This window comes from Paenibacillus sp. FSL K6-2524 (assembly GCF_038005525.1).
Lineage (GTDB): Bacteria > Bacillota > Bacilli > Paenibacillales > Paenibacillaceae > Fontibacillus > Fontibacillus anaericanus.
In genome coordinates, this window is record NZ_JBBOSP010000001.1 from 3,237,058 (window position 1) to 3,253,444 (window position 16,387).

General features: G+C 39.2%; 18 protein-coding genes and 1 pseudogene. 4 read left to right on the top strand and 15 right to left on the bottom strand.

Translation table 11 applies throughout. The features are described from left to right. Window positions 1-15 precede the first annotated feature (15 nt). Window positions 16-1,193, top strand: a protein-coding gene (locus NST85_RS14730; protein ID WP_445671152.1) for an IS3 family transposase whose coding sequence is annotated in 2 segments (ribosomal slippage) — window positions 16-304 and window positions 304-1,193 — 1,179 coding nt in all. Because the reading frame shifts where the segments join, the coding sequence is not laid out codon by codon here. Between the two features lie 32 nt (window positions 1,194-1,225). Here NST85_RS14730 and NST85_RS14735 read toward each other — a convergent pair. After that, window positions 1,226-1,735, bottom strand: a pseudogene (locus NST85_RS14735) (IS110 family transposase); the annotation flags it as partial. A 377-nt stretch (window positions 1,736-2,112) separates the two neighbouring features. On the opposite strand from NST85_RS14735, the gene NST85_RS14740 reads away from it, so the two are divergent. After that, entirely contained in the window at window positions 2,113-3,183 is a 1,071-nt protein-coding gene (locus NST85_RS14740) for a serine hydrolase domain-containing protein (RefSeq protein WP_341189648.1), read from the top strand. 277 nt (window positions 3,184-3,460) lie between these two features. On the opposite strand, the gene NST85_RS14745 is transcribed toward NST85_RS14740, so the two are convergent. From NST85_RS14745 to NST85_RS14790, 10 genes are all read right to left on the bottom strand, one after another. Continuing rightward, window positions 3,461-3,889: an SRPBCC family protein gene (locus tag NST85_RS14745; protein WP_341189649.1), complete on the bottom strand. Its 429-nt coding sequence runs from the start codon at window positions 3,887-3,889 to the stop codon at window positions 3,461-3,463. Between the two features lie 165 nt (window positions 3,890-4,054). After that, window positions 4,055-4,198 (bottom strand): hypothetical protein, encoded by a 144-nt coding sequence (locus NST85_RS14750; protein ID WP_341189650.1) that lies wholly within the window; start codon window positions 4,196-4,198, stop codon window positions 4,055-4,057. A gap of 284 nt (window positions 4,199-4,482) precedes the next feature. After that, complete coding sequence (locus tag NST85_RS14755; RefSeq protein ID WP_341189651.1) at window positions 4,483-5,358, bottom strand: aldose 1-epimerase family protein; 876 nt, start codon at window positions 5,356-5,358, stop codon at window positions 4,483-4,485. 214 nt (window positions 5,359-5,572) lie between these two features. Continuing rightward, window positions 5,573-5,773, bottom strand: a complete 201-nt coding sequence (locus NST85_RS14760) for a DUF6138 family protein (protein WP_341189652.1) — start codon at window positions 5,771-5,773, stop codon at window positions 5,573-5,575. Then, window positions 5,709-6,380 (bottom strand): DUF6138 family protein, encoded by a 672-nt coding sequence (locus tag NST85_RS14765; protein WP_341189653.1) that lies wholly within the window; start codon window positions 6,378-6,380, stop codon window positions 5,709-5,711. Before NST85_RS14765 ends, NST85_RS14760 begins: the two co-directional genes overlap by 65 nt. A 13-nt stretch (window positions 6,381-6,393) precedes the next feature. Beyond that, entirely contained in the window at window positions 6,394-7,161 is a 768-nt protein-coding gene (locus tag NST85_RS14770; protein WP_127191208.1) for an ABC transporter permease, read from the bottom strand. Continuing rightward, complete coding sequence (locus tag NST85_RS14775) at window positions 7,158-7,931, bottom strand: ABC transporter permease (protein WP_341189654.1); 774 nt, start codon at window positions 7,929-7,931, stop codon at window positions 7,158-7,160. Before NST85_RS14775 ends, NST85_RS14770 begins: the two co-directional genes overlap by 4 nt. Further along, entirely contained in the window at window positions 7,928-8,641 is a 714-nt protein-coding gene (locus tag NST85_RS14780; protein ID WP_341189655.1) for an ABC transporter ATP-binding protein, read from the bottom strand. The genes NST85_RS14775 and NST85_RS14780 overlap by 4 nt, the downstream gene beginning before the upstream one ends. A 92-nt stretch (window positions 8,642-8,733) precedes the next feature. After that, window positions 8,734-9,741, bottom strand: a complete 1,008-nt coding sequence (locus NST85_RS14785) for a sensor histidine kinase (RefSeq protein WP_341189656.1) — start codon at window positions 9,739-9,741, stop codon at window positions 8,734-8,736. Then, the gene (locus NST85_RS14790) at window positions 9,738-10,415 is read right to left on the bottom strand and encodes a response regulator transcription factor (protein WP_341189657.1); all 678 of its coding nucleotides are present in this window, start codon (window positions 10,413-10,415) and stop codon (window positions 9,738-9,740) included. Before NST85_RS14790 ends, NST85_RS14785 begins: the two co-directional genes overlap by 4 nt. A 279-nt stretch (window positions 10,416-10,694) precedes the next feature. Between NST85_RS14790 and NST85_RS14795 the strand changes: the two genes are divergently transcribed. Beyond that, window positions 10,695-12,362: a ribonuclease J gene (locus NST85_RS14795; protein WP_341189658.1), complete on the top strand. Its 1,668-nt coding sequence runs from the start codon at window positions 10,695-10,697 to the stop codon at window positions 12,360-12,362. Between the two features lie 384 nt (window positions 12,363-12,746). Here NST85_RS14795 and NST85_RS14800 read toward each other — a convergent pair whose 3' ends face one another. Continuing rightward, window positions 12,747-12,950 (bottom strand): hypothetical protein, encoded by a 204-nt coding sequence (locus NST85_RS14800; protein ID WP_341189659.1) that lies wholly within the window; start codon window positions 12,948-12,950, stop codon window positions 12,747-12,749. A gap of 182 nt (window positions 12,951-13,132) precedes the next feature. Between NST85_RS14800 and NST85_RS14805 the strand changes: the two genes are divergently transcribed. Continuing rightward, window positions 13,133-13,768, top strand: a complete 636-nt coding sequence (locus NST85_RS14805) for a LysE family translocator (protein WP_127191202.1) — start codon at window positions 13,133-13,135, stop codon at window positions 13,766-13,768. A 278-nt stretch (window positions 13,769-14,046) separates the two neighbouring features. Here NST85_RS14805 and NST85_RS14810 read toward each other — a convergent pair whose 3' ends face one another. The 3 genes from NST85_RS14810 to NST85_RS14820 all read right to left on the bottom strand — a co-directional run bounded on the left by NST85_RS14810 (window position 14,047) and on the right by NST85_RS14820 (window position 16,230). Then, window positions 14,047-14,565: a GNAT family N-acetyltransferase gene (locus NST85_RS14810; protein ID WP_341189660.1), complete on the bottom strand. Its 519-nt coding sequence runs from the start codon at window positions 14,563-14,565 to the stop codon at window positions 14,047-14,049. A 27-nt stretch (window positions 14,566-14,592) separates the two neighbouring features. Further along, the gene (locus NST85_RS14815) at window positions 14,593-15,045 is read right to left on the bottom strand and encodes a MarR family winged helix-turn-helix transcriptional regulator (RefSeq protein ID WP_127191200.1); all 453 of its coding nucleotides are present in this window, start codon (window positions 15,043-15,045) and stop codon (window positions 14,593-14,595) included. Between the two features lie 261 nt (window positions 15,046-15,306). After that, window positions 15,307-16,230 carry an alpha/beta hydrolase gene (locus NST85_RS14820; protein ID WP_341189661.1) on the bottom strand — a complete coding sequence of 308 codons (924 nt, stop codon included), beginning with the start codon at window positions 16,228-16,230 and terminating at the stop codon, window positions 15,307-15,309. Between the last annotated feature and the right edge of the window lie 157 nt (window positions 16,231-16,387).

Sequence of the window (16,387 nt, forward strand, 5' to 3'; positions counted from 1 at the left end):
GAGGGGATATTTTTTATGGCTAAGAAAGGTCAAGTGTTTCAAACGTACACGGAAGATTTCAAGATAGTAGCTGTACGAGAGTATCTGGAGGGGACGAATAGTTATAAGATAGTAGCGGAAATGTTAGGGATCAGGAACTGCACCCAACTTAAAGTATGGGTTAAAAAATACCGAGATGGAGAAGTATTCGATTCTCGCAAGGGCTCACCTAATCCCATAAAAGGGCGTTCACGTACATCGTTTGCCAGCATTGAAGAAGAACGGGATTACTTAAAAGCGCAGGTAGACTATTTAAAAAAGCGGTATCCAAATCTAATAAAGGAGAGAATTTGAGAACACAGGACAAATACCAAGCTATTGAGGAACTGCGTGTCCTACACGGGGTTACTCTTCTATTAGCCATTGCTGGGCTACCTAGGGCCAGTTATTATAAGTGGCGATCTACACGTTCACGACGGGTTGAAATACGCGCACGGGATCATGAAATGAAAGAGCATATGTTAGCCATTCACTTGGCGCATCCCTATTTCGGGTACCCCCGAATGCGGACAGCTCTGTGGGAAGCAGGCTATCTCGTCAATCATAAAAAAGTATGGCGACTCATGAAAGAATTGTCGATCCAATCGGTAATCCGAAAGAAACGAAACCGATCTAACTACACACCTTCTGTGATATATCCTAACCGACTCAAGCGTCAGTTTCATGCTACCTCGCCTCAACAGAAACTCGTCACCGATATTACGTATATCTCAGATGGCACGCGTTTTTATTATTTGTCTGCAATTCAGGATCTCTTCAATAATGAGATTGTCGCTTGGCATATTTCGGACCGTAACGATGTAAATCTGGTCCTGGACACGGTTACGCAGTGGACACGAAAAAGAGACGTTTCAGAAGCCGTACTCCATTCGGATCAAGGCTTCCAATATACGTCTCAGGCATACAACACACGATTAGAGGCATTCGGCGTTAAAGGCAGCCACTCTCGCAAAGCAACCTGCCTAGATAACGCATGCATCGAATCCTTTTTTTCGCATCTCAAGACTGAGAAGTTGTACCTTCACCAGTGTAAATCAGAAGCAGAGATCCATCAAGCCGTCGAAGAGTATATCTACTTTTATAATTACCAGAGGTTTCAGCGTAAACTCAAACAGCGCGCGCCGATTGAGTATCGGCACGCACTGGCTGCTTAGTTTTTTTCATCTGTCTACTTGACAGGGGTATGACCAAACACGCCTTTATAACCCGGGAAAACCTGATCTAAAACAGCTTGGAATTGTAGTTTAGTCTGTACACACATCTTTGAAAGAGACTCATATTGCCTTGTAAGATAACGCAGATTGAGAAGTTGCACACCTCTTTTCTTAAAAGGTTCAAACTCTTCCCTGTAGTACAACTCACCCAATAGGTAAGCGTCAGCAGCATCCGTCTTTACTTTGCGAAGCTGAGACTTTCTAAGCCGATTGGAGATGAGCGGATTAATGACAATGTAAATATAGTGATGTTCCTCTAGAAACTGAACAACAGGGCTTTGGTAATGTCCTGTTGCTTCTAGAATAAGCAAAGGACGTTGTTTGGATACCGATTCAACGTCCTTTAAAACTTGATGTAGATTTGCTAGGCCATCACGAGTGTGCTCGAAGTGGAATGTCCCTCTGAAGGGCTTTCCGCGTGCTAAAAAGGCTTGTCCATGACTTTCTTCTTTTGAAATATCTAGACCGACAACTGGATTCATACATCTCATCTCTCCCTTTAAGTTTAGATTCACCGGCATCCCCTACAGTTCTTCTTGTCGCTCCATAGCATCGCTTGTTATACGGGATCTTACGTCCCAACCAGCCTCAATCATGGTCATGACAAGTAGGGGCGAACACTATAGCGCTCGGGATCAAGTCCCACGGGCAGGTACGTTCGACCAGGCTACCTTAATCCTCTATGCAAATGAAAAAAGGATCAACCAGAAAGAACTGGTTGATCTCATAATACGAACGGGCAGGAATGTTGGGGAATGGAAACGAATACATAATTCAGCTTCCCGAAATAGGTTGATTAACGTGATTTCAACATTCGAGTAATGGAAGCATCATTAAACTAAAAGGAGTAACTTTTACTATGAAGGATTTACAAAGTTTTGTTTCAGATTATACGACAGATAAGAAACATTTACATCTTGTTATCGGGATTATTAGGGAGGGAGATATTGAATACTTTTCGTTTTGTAATAATAAAAAGAAAAGTATGATCCCTCCTGAAAATATGTTGTTTGAAATCGGCTCCATAACCAAAGTATTTACATCAATACTTTTATTAGAAATGGAACGGGAAAAACTGGTTTCCTCGGATGACATTGTCGGTAAGTACGTGCAAAACGTTGAAAACGAATATTTGAATAAGATTACCTTGAAAAGTCTTGCTACTCATACCTCAGGATTACCTATATTGGCAACAAATCACGTTTTGTCTAAAAATAGATCGAATCCTTATTCAACTTATACCGAGGAAGATTTAACTGCATTTTTAGCTAATGCTGATTACACTGATAGCATTGGTTCGTTTGAATATTCCAATATCGGTGTGGGCTTACTGGGAAATATTCTATGTAAGGTGTCAGGAAGTAAGTATGACGAACTGTTAAAAAAATATATAACGAGTCCATTAAAGATGAATGAGACAGCCGTTATGCTTGATTCAGAACAAAATGACAGGTTTTTGAATGGACATGCTTCAACTGGGAAAAGAGTCCCTCATTGGGATCTTTCTATACTTGAAGGAGCTGGGGGGATTAAGTCTTCTGTTAGCGATTTGAGTCTATTTGTCCAAGCCAATCTAAATGATGATAATCCGATAGCCTCTACACTACAAAAAAGTCATCTCCCTATATGGATCGGAAATTCAAACCGTTATTTTGGCTGGGGTGAGGATAAACTTCTAGATAAATGTATCCTCTGGCATAACGGGGGCACTTCTGGCTTTAATAGTTATCTAGCTTTGAATAAGGAACTTAGTGTAGGAATTGTATTACTATCAAATTATTCTTTTTTCTCAAATTCTCTTATGGATTATTATTTTGATCAATTAATAAAATTGATTACTAAAAAAGAACCTTCTCAAGGAACTATGATAGACTCTATAGGTAAAAAAATATTTGAAGCAATTATATGTAGAGAAAAGTCATTAAGCTAACGGGACACGATAGTTAAACATAAAGGGTTCCACATATTAGTCATGCATAGTAGAACCCTTTATTTTATTTGATTTCCTTAAGTTTAGGTCTTGATATTTTTCAGTCTAGTACTTTATTTTCTTCTAACACCCGCAACTCACCTGCGTTAACATGTATACTTTTATACCAGGCAAATACAATACCAGCTAGAAGTGAGTGCCCGAGCACTCCCAATACTTCCGAAATCAGTTCTCTGGATCATGTACTTTAGTCCACCCATCTGTGTTTTAAATCGATCTAAAATTTCCGTTTATGATACGGAAGCCCCTCGCCTTCTTCGCAATACTGTTTAAGACTGTACAAAAAAATAGCCCAGTTATAATTACATAAGCGATAAAATGCAGTTACTTCCTCCCAATTCATCTGACGAAAAATGATTGAAGTCTTCCCTCTTTTTTCCTCCATATCAAAAGAAATTGTCGTACCGATCCATTCTGGATCTGAATCAACACACTGCCACAAAATCTTTTTGTCGGTAACAAGCTCATCAATTCGCATCTTTGTTAAGCCTTTGCCGCCGAATCGGAACTCATTTATACAACCGATCTGATCATTGACTACTAGTTCATTTGTCCATATTTCCGAAAGTCCTTTTGCAGTGGTTAATGCTTCATATACACTTGAAGCTGGAACATTCACGGTCTGTAAGTGCTCGATATTTGCCATATTGCTCAATCCCCTTTCGTTATAAAAATTTAATTTATGTAAATATTTGTATGAGAATAGTATACCATGGTTCGGCTGATGTGATTTCTTTTCAATTGCTCATTTTTGAAATAAGCGCAACAGGTCTGTTTCTCGAACTGAAAGATTCAACTCTGCTAGTCTGTATTATGGCGTAATAATTTGTCTGCCCACCTTCACATCATCCACTTTCCATTGGTTATCTACATCTTTATGGAATACATAACGATCAACGAGCTCGAGATTGATAGTGCCACTATCAAAGTAAGCAGATTGGTGCATTCTCGCCAATGTGGTGCTGCTGTAGATAATATCGGCTATATTTGTTAATACACCGTTATTTTTTATGCCGTTGCTGTGAATAATCTTGGTTCATACCAAAATGCAAAAGCCGTTCCGGGTCATGCCCGAAGCGGCTTTTTAGTGTTTTTCATTTCATTAGTAATTATCACTCTATTGAATAATTAATCTAGTTAATCGATCTTAGATAACACCGTACCTATAGATTGATGCTATTTGCAATGGTATAGAGTCGAGCTTAATCTGTTAAGAACCTTGCAGATCCATTCGAATCGTCAGTTGATTTCTATGATCAGGGAGCTTGTGAAATATTCCCCCGGCTCCAAAGTAATAATTCCCTCTTTAGCTTGAAGTTCACCTTCGAAGACGTCTGTATCCGCCACTCCTTGCCAAGGCTCGATACAAATGAAGGGAGCGTTCAAAGGCTGCCAGATGCCGAGGTCTGGAAAACCCTTATAGGAGACAACTACGCTTTTGGCGGAGTGCTTGCTTCTAAGTGAAATCTGACGAGAGCTCACATTTCGGAAAATCAATGCGCCTTCGGAGAACATTTCATGAGATAACGGCAGGATGCTCTCTTGTTTCAGAACGGGCTCCGATTTCCCGCTGATCAGCAGGTTTTCCGAATTCAGGAACAACCTTTCAAGGTTTTCAGATTCATCAAACTCTAGATAGTAATCGCTCAGGCTACCGTTGTCATCAAGTGGACAATTGAACGCCGGGTGGGTTCCGAGTTGGAAGAAGATATCCTGTTCATCGATATTTTCTACCCTGTAACTAAGTTCCAGTGTGCTTGCGTTCAGTTTATATGTAATATATAGGTTAAATTTGAAAGGATAGCTGGCCAGAGTTTTCTCATCATAAGAGAGGCGGTAAACCAACTGGGTGTTGCTTTCTTGGACCAGCGTAAATTCGCTGCGTCTGGCGAAGCCGTGATTGGCAATCTTATAGGCTTTGCCCTCCACCTTAATCTCTCCGTTCCGAGCCGCACCAATAATGGGAAACAGCACCGGAGAATGGCCTGTCCAATACATGGCGTCACCACTCCAAATGTACTCAGCTTCCGAATCCAGCTTTCTAAAGCTGACCAGTTCCGCCCCTAGGGTATTAATCTCAGCTTCCGCCGAGCTGCTGCGCAAAATCTTATTCATTGTTGTATGCTCCTTTTGTACAATATAAGTTCAGTTTACTTTTGCATCCAGTATGGCTCGATTTCCTGTCAGTTTCCTGACAAACCGCTTTCCATCCTGTATACCATTCTTGACAACATTATAGCATACTCGTATTTCGTCATAATAAATCCCCTCCAAGTAGACTTTAATGTTCAATTCCCGTATGGAAAATTACAAACAAACACCTATACAATCAACTTACAAGAGCCAGCAGCTCCGCAAGAATATGTCTAAGTTTATACTCCGTTTGATCTGACTTAACGGTTTTTTCCAGCTTTGCACGGCTTCCGAAAATTCGATTTATAACCTGCTCCTGTTCATATGATTCTTTAGACAACAGCTCTTGAAGCAGTACATCTGCTAGCTCTACCCGATCGATTACGAAGTTTTTCACAGGTCTTCCATTCGTTCAAGCGTACCCTGTTACTATTAAGCTTGTCCGATAAACGCTGGCTCAAAGGGTCAACGCCTTCTTCTTCCTGTTTCATAAGATCAGGATTCATCAAGTGCCGAGAAAAGGAAAACTGTTCATCCGCACTCGGCAATACCGGAAGTTCGGGCATGATTTTGAATTTTATGAAATTGTGTAATGATTGCCGGAGTTGGTTCAGCTTCTCTTCGTTTACAAGCTGCTCGCAAATCGTTAAGTCTTCGTCCTCCATTTCAAAGGAAAGTACGATCTGGAACCGGTAATCAAAAAAACGAGGACCTAGTTTCTCTGATAAAAAGAGCTCCTTCACTCGCTTGCGTAATGCCGGATAAAGCTCAGTTCTAATTCGTTCATCCGTGAGCTCGGTAATATAAGGACCTGCTTCGATTGTATAAGAGCTGTCAATCCAATCAAGCGGTTCTTCAACATCTATATGTATTTCCCCCTCACGCCAAGCTACTTGGAGATAATTCTTTACTCCTGCTTGAAGCGAACGATGGCCTATGAACTCATTTCTATCATCATGACCACAAAAGTTATGACCTCCCTTTCCAACTTCGTGTATAAGCAAAATGAAACAGAACTTAGGCATCTCGTTTACGGTAAAATACAATAGCTACTGTAATAAAGATGATTGTCCATAACATTGAAATACCTGTCCCTTGCATGGGTGAAAGGACATTTATTTCATCAGAGGAAGGTGGCGTATACATATAATATCCTGCCGTATCCGGAAAATAATTTAAATAATTTTTAATACTAGGTAGATAAACTCTCGCCAATGGACTGACAATGAAATAATATCCAAGTAATACTACTAAAGCAGGAGTGGTTCGTCTTAATAAAGCTCCTATAGCTGCACTGAGAAGTGTGGTTAATGTTAGATAGCCTGTTGCACCTACTAATGTTTCTATCATTGTGTCTATTTCAATCACTACTGCTGTGTCTCTCATCATAATAAAAGTATATAGTACACCTGATGCAGTAATAATAAACGCCACAGGAATAGTTATAATTGCCAAGGCCAAATGCTTCGCAGATAATTGAAACCCACGCCAAGGTATCGTAGTTAAAGTAGTTCGAATCTGTCCACCCGTATACTCCGAACAAGTAGCTAAGATACCAAGAATAATGAACCCTGCTTGAGTATATCCCATAGATGCAAGTCCTATATTCAGAATACTTTGTGTTCCTGCTGCCCCTTGTAGACCAACAGAAGTAAAAGCTGCGGCTAAAGCTAAATTAAGAATGAATGTACCAATAAGAGTGAGCCATATCAATGGTAATGTAACTAATTTGTCCAGTTCAGCACCAAGGATTTGTGATATCTTTCTACTAGATGAGACACTCATGATGCAACGTCTCTCCTATGGAATACAATAGCTGCAACAATGAAAATAACGACTACCCAGGCAAACATGACTAAACCGCCTGTGAACGGGGTGTGATATCTGTCGAATAAACTGCCTGTGAGCGTGCCGCTCGTAAACATAAACATTTCAGCACCAGCCCTATCTGGTAAGTAAAACGCCAACTTTGTAACCCTATAAAGCAGGACACTAAATGATACAACGGATGAATTTATTATGAGCACAGCAAGCGGGATAATGCCATTCTTAGTTAACAAAGTAATCCCAAGTGCTAAAAGAGCAGTGAATGTCCAGTAACAAACTGCACCGATAAGTCTAGACCATTCAAATGCAGGGGCATATTCACCAAGAATAAGATGCGTTGCTAACACAGTTGTCATAATAGCAACAATACACAGCAGTATGCTGATCACAGTCACAGCGCCTACTTTTGCCAGCAAAAAATGAAGCCTTGATGAAACAACAGTTAAACTTGTTGTAATCTGTTGTCCTCCACCAGATTCACTGCTCTCTGTCAAATACTCACTGCTAACAGCAAGCACACCAAGAATAATGACACCTTGCACACCAAGACCGAGTCCAATATAGCCAACTTCCGATAGCCGTGTGCTAACTCCAGCTATAATCTCCTCTTTTTGTGCTATACTGTCCAAGGCAGTAATGACCGCTGGGGCAAATGCCCCAATAAGAAAGGCAAGCCAAATGCCCGGCAGGGAGAACAATTTAGATAGTTCCGCGTTGAATGCTCTCATACAGCATCACCTGCATATTCAGATGTCAGGGCAAAAAAGGCTTCCTCTAGCGTGGAATGGTTACCTATTACTTCTTCCAATGTTCCATCTGCAACGATTTTCCCATGTTTAATAATCACCACATCATCAACGGTCTCTGCAAGCTCTCCCATTAGATGACTGGATAGTAACACCGTGTTTCCAGACTCAGCACGTTCACGTAAAAATGACCGGATCCAACGAATCCCTTCTGGATCGAGCCCGTTTACGGGTTCATCTAAAACCAATATTTGTGGATCACCAAGTAGCGCAGCTGCCATCCCAAGTCTTCTCCCCATACCAAGGGAATAACTCCCGACTCTTTTACCAGCTGCATTAGTAAGACCTACGATTTCCAGAACTTCCTCGACACGTGAGCGAGATAGTCCAGCGGCACGAGCAATCCAACGCAAGTGTGCCCTTCCTGTTCGCATACGATGAGCTCCAAATCCATCAAGTGCAGCACCTATTGTTGCTAGAGGATTATGTAATTCTGCGAAAGGCTTTCCATTAATTAGTGCACTCCCTGAGGTGGCACGATCTAATCCAAGCAGGATGCGAAGTGTAGAACTTTTACCTGCCCCATTTGGACCCAAAAAACCAGTTACTCTACCTGGTCTAGCTTCAAAACTGATATCTGATAAGATTTCCTCCGTTCCGCGATGTTTGACTAAGTTATTAATTGTAAGCAACCATAACACTTCCTTTCTGTTATGGTTCTAATTATAAAGAAGCAAAGTTACATCTCGGTTATCATGCTGTTTACTTCTGGGTTAACTTTAGGTTAAGCTCTACCAATAGCTACTCTTGTGCCATCTTCATTTGATGTAAAGTCAGCTTTCAGCTTCATTTTTTTCAACATATAGCTTGAAGTCGATAAACCAATCCCCGCCCCACACTCATAGGAAGAGTTATCCATACCTGGACCTCTGTCTGCAACAATGATCTGTTCTTTTTCTACATCAACCACAATGTTTGCATATTTTCCCTCTGCTGCGTGGCGAAGAATATTCTGAAATAAATTATCCAGAACCCGTGTCATCCATTTAGGATCTGCTTCCCAATAAAAAGTCTCCTCTGTCGGTAAATCAACATCGATCTGAATTTCTTTTTCTTCAAATACAGGATACCACGCAGCAACAGATGCTCTTACTAAACGTCCAATATCTGTTGAAGTGGGCCTAAAAGGATGTTTCCCTGACGTAAGCAATGTATAGGAAAGTAAATCATCCATTAGATCTCCGACTCTAGTAATCGTATGGTTTATCTCTGTTAATGAGTTCTGTCCTTCTAAACTTATTGATTCTTTATTTAATCTGGTGACATGTCCTCTCAAAATGGTAAGTGGCGTCCGTAAGTCGTGAGATAAATTCGCAATGAGTCGATGTCGTAATAATTCTTCTTCATATTCTCGCTTGCGACTGTCTTCAAGCTGCTGAATCATCCAATTAAAAGAACTTCCTAACTGGTCAATTTCATCCATTCGATCACTTTGAACAGATATTGGTTTAGGAAATGAATTATTATTAGCTGAAAATGACATAACTTCTTGTAAGCGGGTGAGACGTTTACGAAGTCTCAAGAAGAAAATCCAAGATGTTATAACAAATGCGACAATAATAAAACCAAACAAAAGTAGTACAATGTAAAATAGATTTAACGTATTCAGCTCTTCTCCATTGGTAGAAAACCCAATGAACGCAGAGAAGAAAATAAGTACAAAAGGAGGAAAAAAGATAAATAGAAAATGTCCTTTTAGAAAACGACGAAATAATGATTTAGTCTGGTTCATAGTTTCACCCGATAGCCTATTCCCTTCAACGTTTCAATAATCTCTGGGGAATCTGGATGACGTTCCAACTTTTGACGCAGTCGATGGATATGCACCATTAATGTTTTATCACCAGTGATATAAGCTTCTTCCCAAATTGCTTCATAAATTTGTTCTTTTGGTAAAACTTGATTAGGGTGGCGTAAGAAGTACACTAAAATTTGATGTTGTTTCCCTGTCAATATGATTTCTTCTCCTGTGCATTTGTCGAATACCATTTGGATTTCTGGATCTACTTCAATTTGATTTCCTAATGAAATGCGTTCGGAATGTATTCCAACACTTCGACGAATTAATACTTCTAATCTTGCAACTAATTCATCTGTATGGAATGGTTTTGTTAAATAGTCATCAGCAAATTGTAAACCATCTACCTTATCATCTATCGATGTCCGAGCAGATAACAGCAAAATAGGAACAGCCGGAGCTGCCTTTTTTAATCGTTTTCCCACAGTAAATCCGTCTAAACCAGGTAACATGATATCCAAAATAACAATTTCATGACGATTTACTTCTTTTTCGGCTCCTTCACCAGAAAGCAGCCACCGAACAGAAAATCCTCGCTGTTCCAATTCTTCTTTTAGAAGGCTGCCTATTTTTTCATTATCTTCAATATATAATACGTTTCTTTTCAAGTAACATCCTTCTCTCTAAATTGAGTTCACTATTAGACAGATTAACACAATCTAAAAAATGATTTCCAGTTAAGATAATTTTATCGTTCGTTAATAGAGTTTCATAAATAACAGGCCCATCTAACTGATTGGCTCTTTCTTCAAAATTCGAAGGGGTATATTTAAACTAAGTCCTCATTATCTTTACGGGAAGTATTGAATGATCGAGGGATACTAATACATGGATAGTTCATTGGGATTTACGCATAATATAGGGGAACTCAATAAGGAGGAACTTCTATGAAGATGTCAGGAGAGCGGCTATGGATTACCGCATTAGGCGGTGTTAATGAAATTGGTAAGAACATGTACCTCTTGCAATACGCTGATGATATTATTGTCATTGATTGCGGCTCTAAATTTCCCGACGAGAGCTTGCTGGGAATTGATTTAATTATTCCCGATGTTACTTATTTATTGAACAATATAGATAAAGTACGAGCATTAGTGGTCACTCATGGACACGAAGACCACATAGGAGGAATTCCTTACCTTCTTAAACAGTTAAATATTCCAATCTATGCGTCCCGTTTGACGCTAGGTTTAATCGAAAATAAACTGAAGGAGCACGGAATTTTACGGCAGACCAGCCTTCATTGCATTAATGCAGAATCCACACTTAAATTTGGTTCCATTACCACTACCTTCTTCAATACAAATCATAGCATCCCGGATTGCCTAGGAATCGCATTCGATACGCTTGAAGGAACCGTTGTGCATACAGGAGATTTCAAGTTTGATATGACACCGGTCAACAGGCAATATCCTGATATACATAAAATGGCCGACCTTGGTAAGAACGGTGTAAAGTTTCTTCTCTCAGAGAGTACGAATGCCGAACGCCCAGGCTTTACCCCTTCCGAAAGGCTTGTAGGAGCCCATATTGAAGAAGCTTTCCATAAAGCCGAACAAAGAATATTTGTCTCTACCTTTGCCTCAAACGTACATCGCTTACAACAAATTGTTGATGCTGCCAGTCTTACCGACCGTAAACTTACCCTGCTTGGCAGAAGTATGGTTAACGTTGTAAGAATAGCTGAAGAATTAGGTTATTTAAACATTCCCGAAGGAATGTTGATTGAGCCGGCAGATGCTGCCAAACTAGCTCCGGAAAAGCTGGCTGTGCTATGCACAGGAAGTCAAGGCGAGCCGATGGCTGCATTATCCCGCTTAGCAAACTCAAGTCATAGATTAATGGAAATACAAGCCGGGGACACGGTCCTTCTCGCAGCTAATCCGATTCCGGGGAATGAACGTAACGTCGCCCGGATCATAGACAATCTCTACATCCTAGGTGTACGAGTTATCTATGGTTCCCGCAGCGAACTGCATGTCTCTGGACATGGTAGCCAAGAGGAATTAAAGCTAATGCTGACCTTAATGAAACCCGAATATTTCATTCCAATTCATGGTGAATACCGAATGCTCCATCACCACAGTTTGTTGGCCGAAGACGTAGGGGTTAAAAGCGATAACATATTCATTTTAAAAAATGGGGACATTGTCGAATCGAGTTCAGGCGTTGTTCGCCAATCGGGGCGAATAGCGGCGGGACAGATTTTGGTTGATGGTCTAGGCATTGGCGATATTGGCAATGTTGTGTTACGTGATCGGCGCCAGCTGTCAGCAGACGGTATTCTCATCACAGTTATTTCACTAAGCCAAGCGGATGGTCGAATTCTGAACGAGCCAGACACGATTTCTAGGGGCTTCGTTTATGTCCGGAATTCAGATACGCTGATGGTAGAGATTAATCAGCTTGTAGCAACGACCCTTCAAGGGATGAGCAAGGCTGATCTGGGCCAATGGAATATTATCAAGCAAATCATCAAGGACACCCTAGGAAAGTTCCTGTACGAAAGAACAAAGCGGCGGCCGATGATTCTTCCAATCATCATTGAAGTTTAAGTGACCGTTAACGTTGATCACACACTAACGAAGATACTGGATTCGCTTATTGATTAATCCAAATGAATATGTCCTGAATAGTCTGTCAGAATACTGAAACAGGTCCTCGAGGAATCACCTCATGGACCTTTTTTTGTCTAGCGGTAAGTCAAGGATGTATTGAAATGATATCATCTACGGTATTGAAAATTGCCTAAAACTCACGGTTGCGATCCAAGGAAAAGAGGAAGCGTTTTGGAATAACAATCTAAAGCTCCGCACGATCTGCTCTTAAATATGAAGATCAGTTCTTGTCTTTTGGTTTGGACAAGAACATATATTGGATATTCTTGGCCTCAAACAGCATAAAGTTTATTGGGCAAGATTGATTAAAAAACTAGCTTACTACTTAGTTGACTCCATTAATTTCATTTCATTTACAGTTTGATCAAGCACCGCTTGCGTTTCGGATCTTACTGTTGCTATTGCTTCATCAAGGGATTTTTGTCCTATTTCCACAAGTTCTAGTTCTCGACTTAATAACAGTTGCTGACCTAACAACAATTCATTAGATTTGGAGCTAACACGAGCATAATCTTCACCGCACACATACTTAATAAATTCCCATGTTACATCTTGATTGACTGATGCTACATTAATGGCGAATATCTTACAGATGACAAGATTGACTCAGCAGCTTGACAAGAATAGCAAGGGTTGCCTTCGTTTAGGTAATATATTAGAATTATTTTTACGTGTCTTCAAAATACATAGAATGGAATGAAAATAGCATGGAGATTTATCTGAAATTCTTACTGATCGGTCTTGCCATTGCCCTGCCGGTCGGAGCAATAACGGTCGAAATGACCAAACAAGGCCTGAAAAACGGCTTCCTTCACGGATGGGCTGTTGGGTTAGGCGGAATGACGATCGACTTTGCGTTAATTATCTTTATGGTTTTAGGGTTTGCTTCCATCCTCTCTCTTCCTTTGATTCAGATTCCACTTTGGATCATAGGCGCAGGGTTTCTTGCTTATCTGGGTTACGATTCTATTAAAAACGCGGACAAGGACATTACACCGGCAGACGAAAAAACAAAGAAATCGTTCTGGAGCACATATCGGAATGGCTTGCTAGTGGCCGTATCGCCCGGTAACCTAGTCTTCTGGGTATCTGTTTTTGGCGCGGTTCTTTCCGAGTCGTATACCTCTTCCAACAAAGGGAGTTTCGCTATTGCAGCGATTGGCGTTTTAAGCGGCATTCTTATCCATGATGTTGGCTTGTTATCCATCGTTTCCGTCACACGAAAGGTCATGAGTCGTAAAATGATTCGGGGCGTCTCCGTCTTTGCTGGTATTCTGCTTATCGGATTTTCGATTTATTTCGTCTATGAGTTCATTTTGGCGTTGTGGCAGTATATTTCATGATTGTGGGCCATAATGGCCACAGCAAATAAATTGGAAATATGAAGACGATTCCACTCCATAGGACAGTCAACAAAATGGAAATCTTCTTAAATATAAAAAAGGATTTGTAGCTTGAATAGCCTACGAATCCTTTTCTTGTTTGTTATCGTTCATCATTTTCTTATCATTAGTGTCATTGCTACCAGAACTGTTGGATTCATTGGATTTTGGATCATTAGTACAACCAACAACAATAAATAAATTCCCGAATACAATCTGAATATCATTTCAGAGAAACGTTATATCAGTGATTTAGTCATTATATAATCGAATTGTTCCTCATCACCCATATAAAACGAGTGAACTCCAGTTTGGACAAACCCCATTTTTTTATAAAAGTCAATTGCGCTCGCGTTTTTTTCCCATACTCCTAGCCAGATCATCTGTTTGCCTTGTCTTAAAGCTATTTCCATCGCTTTGTTAAACAGATATTTTCCAAGCCCTTTTCTTTTGAATTTATATCGTATATAAATTCTCTCAATTTCCAGTGACTCATTACCCACTTTTTCGGATTGAGCATCATTCATATTTACCTTCAAATATCCAGCAATTTCTTCATTTAAAAAGATGAAAAAGAACTCCGAAGAGATATTGGACATTTCCTCTTCCAATTGTTTGGAATTAAATGCTATTTCCAAATAGGCTTTCATATTTTCTGGTGAGTTCTGATCTTTAAACGTATCGTTGAATGTTTCAATACTTATCTCTTGGAGTATTTGTAGATCTTCACGTCTACACTTTTTTATTATTATAGTCATTTATAAATATGTCTCCTTAACTTGACATTAATAGTTTCTTTTGTTCCCCTTTTTTACAATTTCCCAGTCGAACTCTATATTTTTTCTAACTCTTTGAAGAAGGTGAAACAAAGAATCTGCTTCGCTTTCGGTAAATCCTGCTAGAGCGACATTATTCGAATGATCATTTTCTTTTTTTATAAAAGGAAAGACGCTTCTCCCTTTTTCTGTTGGAAAAAGCTTATTTATTTTTTTGTTATGCTCATCATCTTTCTTTTCAATAAAGCCATTCATTTCGAGCTTTTGTATTGCACGAGCTGCAGTTGTTCGGTCTACTTTAATCATTTCAGCTAACTTTTCTTGAATAATTCCTGGGTTTTCACAAATTCTGACAAGGTACAAGTACTGCCCTTTTGTAAGTTTATAATTTTTAAATTCTATATTGCTTATAGAATCTAATGCCCTCGCTATCATTCCGATTTCACGTAGAATTTCCTTCATATGTTTCAACTCCATCAAGTCCTTTTTACTACACAATACTTATAATAAATATTATAATAACTTTTGTTGCATTTGCAACAAAAAAAATATGTAGGGGAATTTTTTAATCCATTAATTCCAAACTTCCCGTTAGTTTAATGGCTGTCGAGGTCGGTTAACATTAGACTATCCTCTAATCGGTTATGAAAAAAAAGTTATTGTCCATTTTGTCAATGAATACATGTTCTTGTCGCCTGATCTGTAGAAGTATTAGTGCCTTGCTTAGTTATTAATGATGTTAATAATTTTTTGTTGAGCATCTTTGGCTTCTGGGATTGGCATAATAACAAACACATGATTCATTTTGGGATAAACAAATGTATTTATTTCAATTCCTTGTTTTGTTAGTTTTTCATCAAGTTTCATAGCATCTGGATATAAACCTTCGTGTGTTCCAATAAAGTGAGTGATGTTCCCAAGTCCTTCAAAGTCCCCGTATATAGGGCTGATTATTGGGTCATCTAAGTTTTTATCATTCGCCCAGATTCTTGTGATTACTTCCATTCCCCCCACAGACAACATTGGGTCGTTTTTTTCATATTCAGGAATAAGAGGATTATCAAGCACCATATCAACACAAGCAGATAATAAAATGATGTCCTTGGGTTGAGGTATATCATTCATCTTTAAAAGATGTGCCAGACCAAGTGATATATTTCCACCTGCTGAATCTCCCATGATGGTCAAATGTTTGGGACTTTTAACAGTTCCAAGGATATCTATATATAAGTTTAAGAGTTTTGGGTAGGAATGCTTATAATTAAAATGAGGTACTTTAGGATAAATAGGGGCAATAATTTTTGCATTAAGAGATTGAGCCATTATATCCATGAACTTCCAGTGAAAAATTAAAGGTTGGTTAACCCAAGCACCTCCATGTATATAAAGAATTACTTTTTGTGTCAAAGATTTTTGGTCATTTAATGTAAATACCTTTATGTCCTCAATCACTTCCTCCTTAATATCGTTGGAAAAATTAACAGCCCCTATAGAATATGGTTTAAAATTTTCAATTCCTACTTGTTTTACAAACTGTGTAGTGTTTTCAATACTTGAAAAACCCTTTTTTGTATTTCGTAAACCTAAATATTTTTCAAAAAGAAAACTTTTAATTGAACGTCTTTTTTTATATACTTGGACACTCATCTTATATATCTCCTTTCTTGATGCACATTTTTTTAAATTATACTTCACGAAATGAATTTATATATTCATTTATTACTTCATCAATAGTTTGTACCTAATACATACGTTACTATATTTACAGTATAAGGGTTGAAGTATACTTTAAAGTCAAGGTATA

Coding starts and splice junctions, on each gene's coding strand:
- NST85_RS14740 (WP_341189648.1), top strand. CDS start 2,113: ATGAAGGATTTACAAAGTTTTGTTTCAGATTATACGACAGATAAGAAA.
- NST85_RS14745 (WP_341189649.1), bottom strand. CDS start 3,889: ATGGCAAATATCGAGCACTTACAGACCGTGAATGTTCCAGCTTCAAGT.
- NST85_RS14755 (WP_341189651.1), bottom strand. CDS start 5,358: ATGAATAAGATTTTGCGCAGCAGCTCGGCGGAAGCTGAGATTAATACC.
- NST85_RS14770 (WP_127191208.1), bottom strand. CDS start 7,161: ATGAGTGTCTCATCTAGTAGAAAGATATCACAAATCCTTGGTGCTGAA.
- NST85_RS14775 (WP_341189654.1), bottom strand. CDS start 7,931: ATGAGAGCATTCAACGCGGAACTATCTAAATTGTTCTCCCTGCCGGGC.
- NST85_RS14785 (WP_341189656.1), bottom strand. CDS start 9,741: ATGAACCAGACTAAATCATTATTTCGTCGTTTTCTAAAAGGACATTTT.
- NST85_RS14795 (WP_341189658.1), top strand. CDS start 10,695: ATGAAGATGTCAGGAGAGCGGCTATGGATTACCGCATTAGGCGGTGTT.
- NST85_RS14805 (WP_127191202.1), top strand. CDS start 13,133: ATGGAGATTTATCTGAAATTCTTACTGATCGGTCTTGCCATTGCCCTG.
- NST85_RS14810 (WP_341189660.1), bottom strand. CDS start 14,565: ATGACTATAATAATAAAAAAGTGTAGACGTGAAGATCTACAAATACTC.
- NST85_RS14815 (WP_127191200.1), bottom strand. CDS start 15,045: ATGAAGGAAATTCTACGTGAAATCGGAATGATAGCGAGGGCATTAGAT.
- NST85_RS14820 (WP_341189661.1), bottom strand. CDS start 16,230: ATGAGTGTCCAAGTATATAAAAAAAGACGTTCAATTAAAAGTTTTCTT.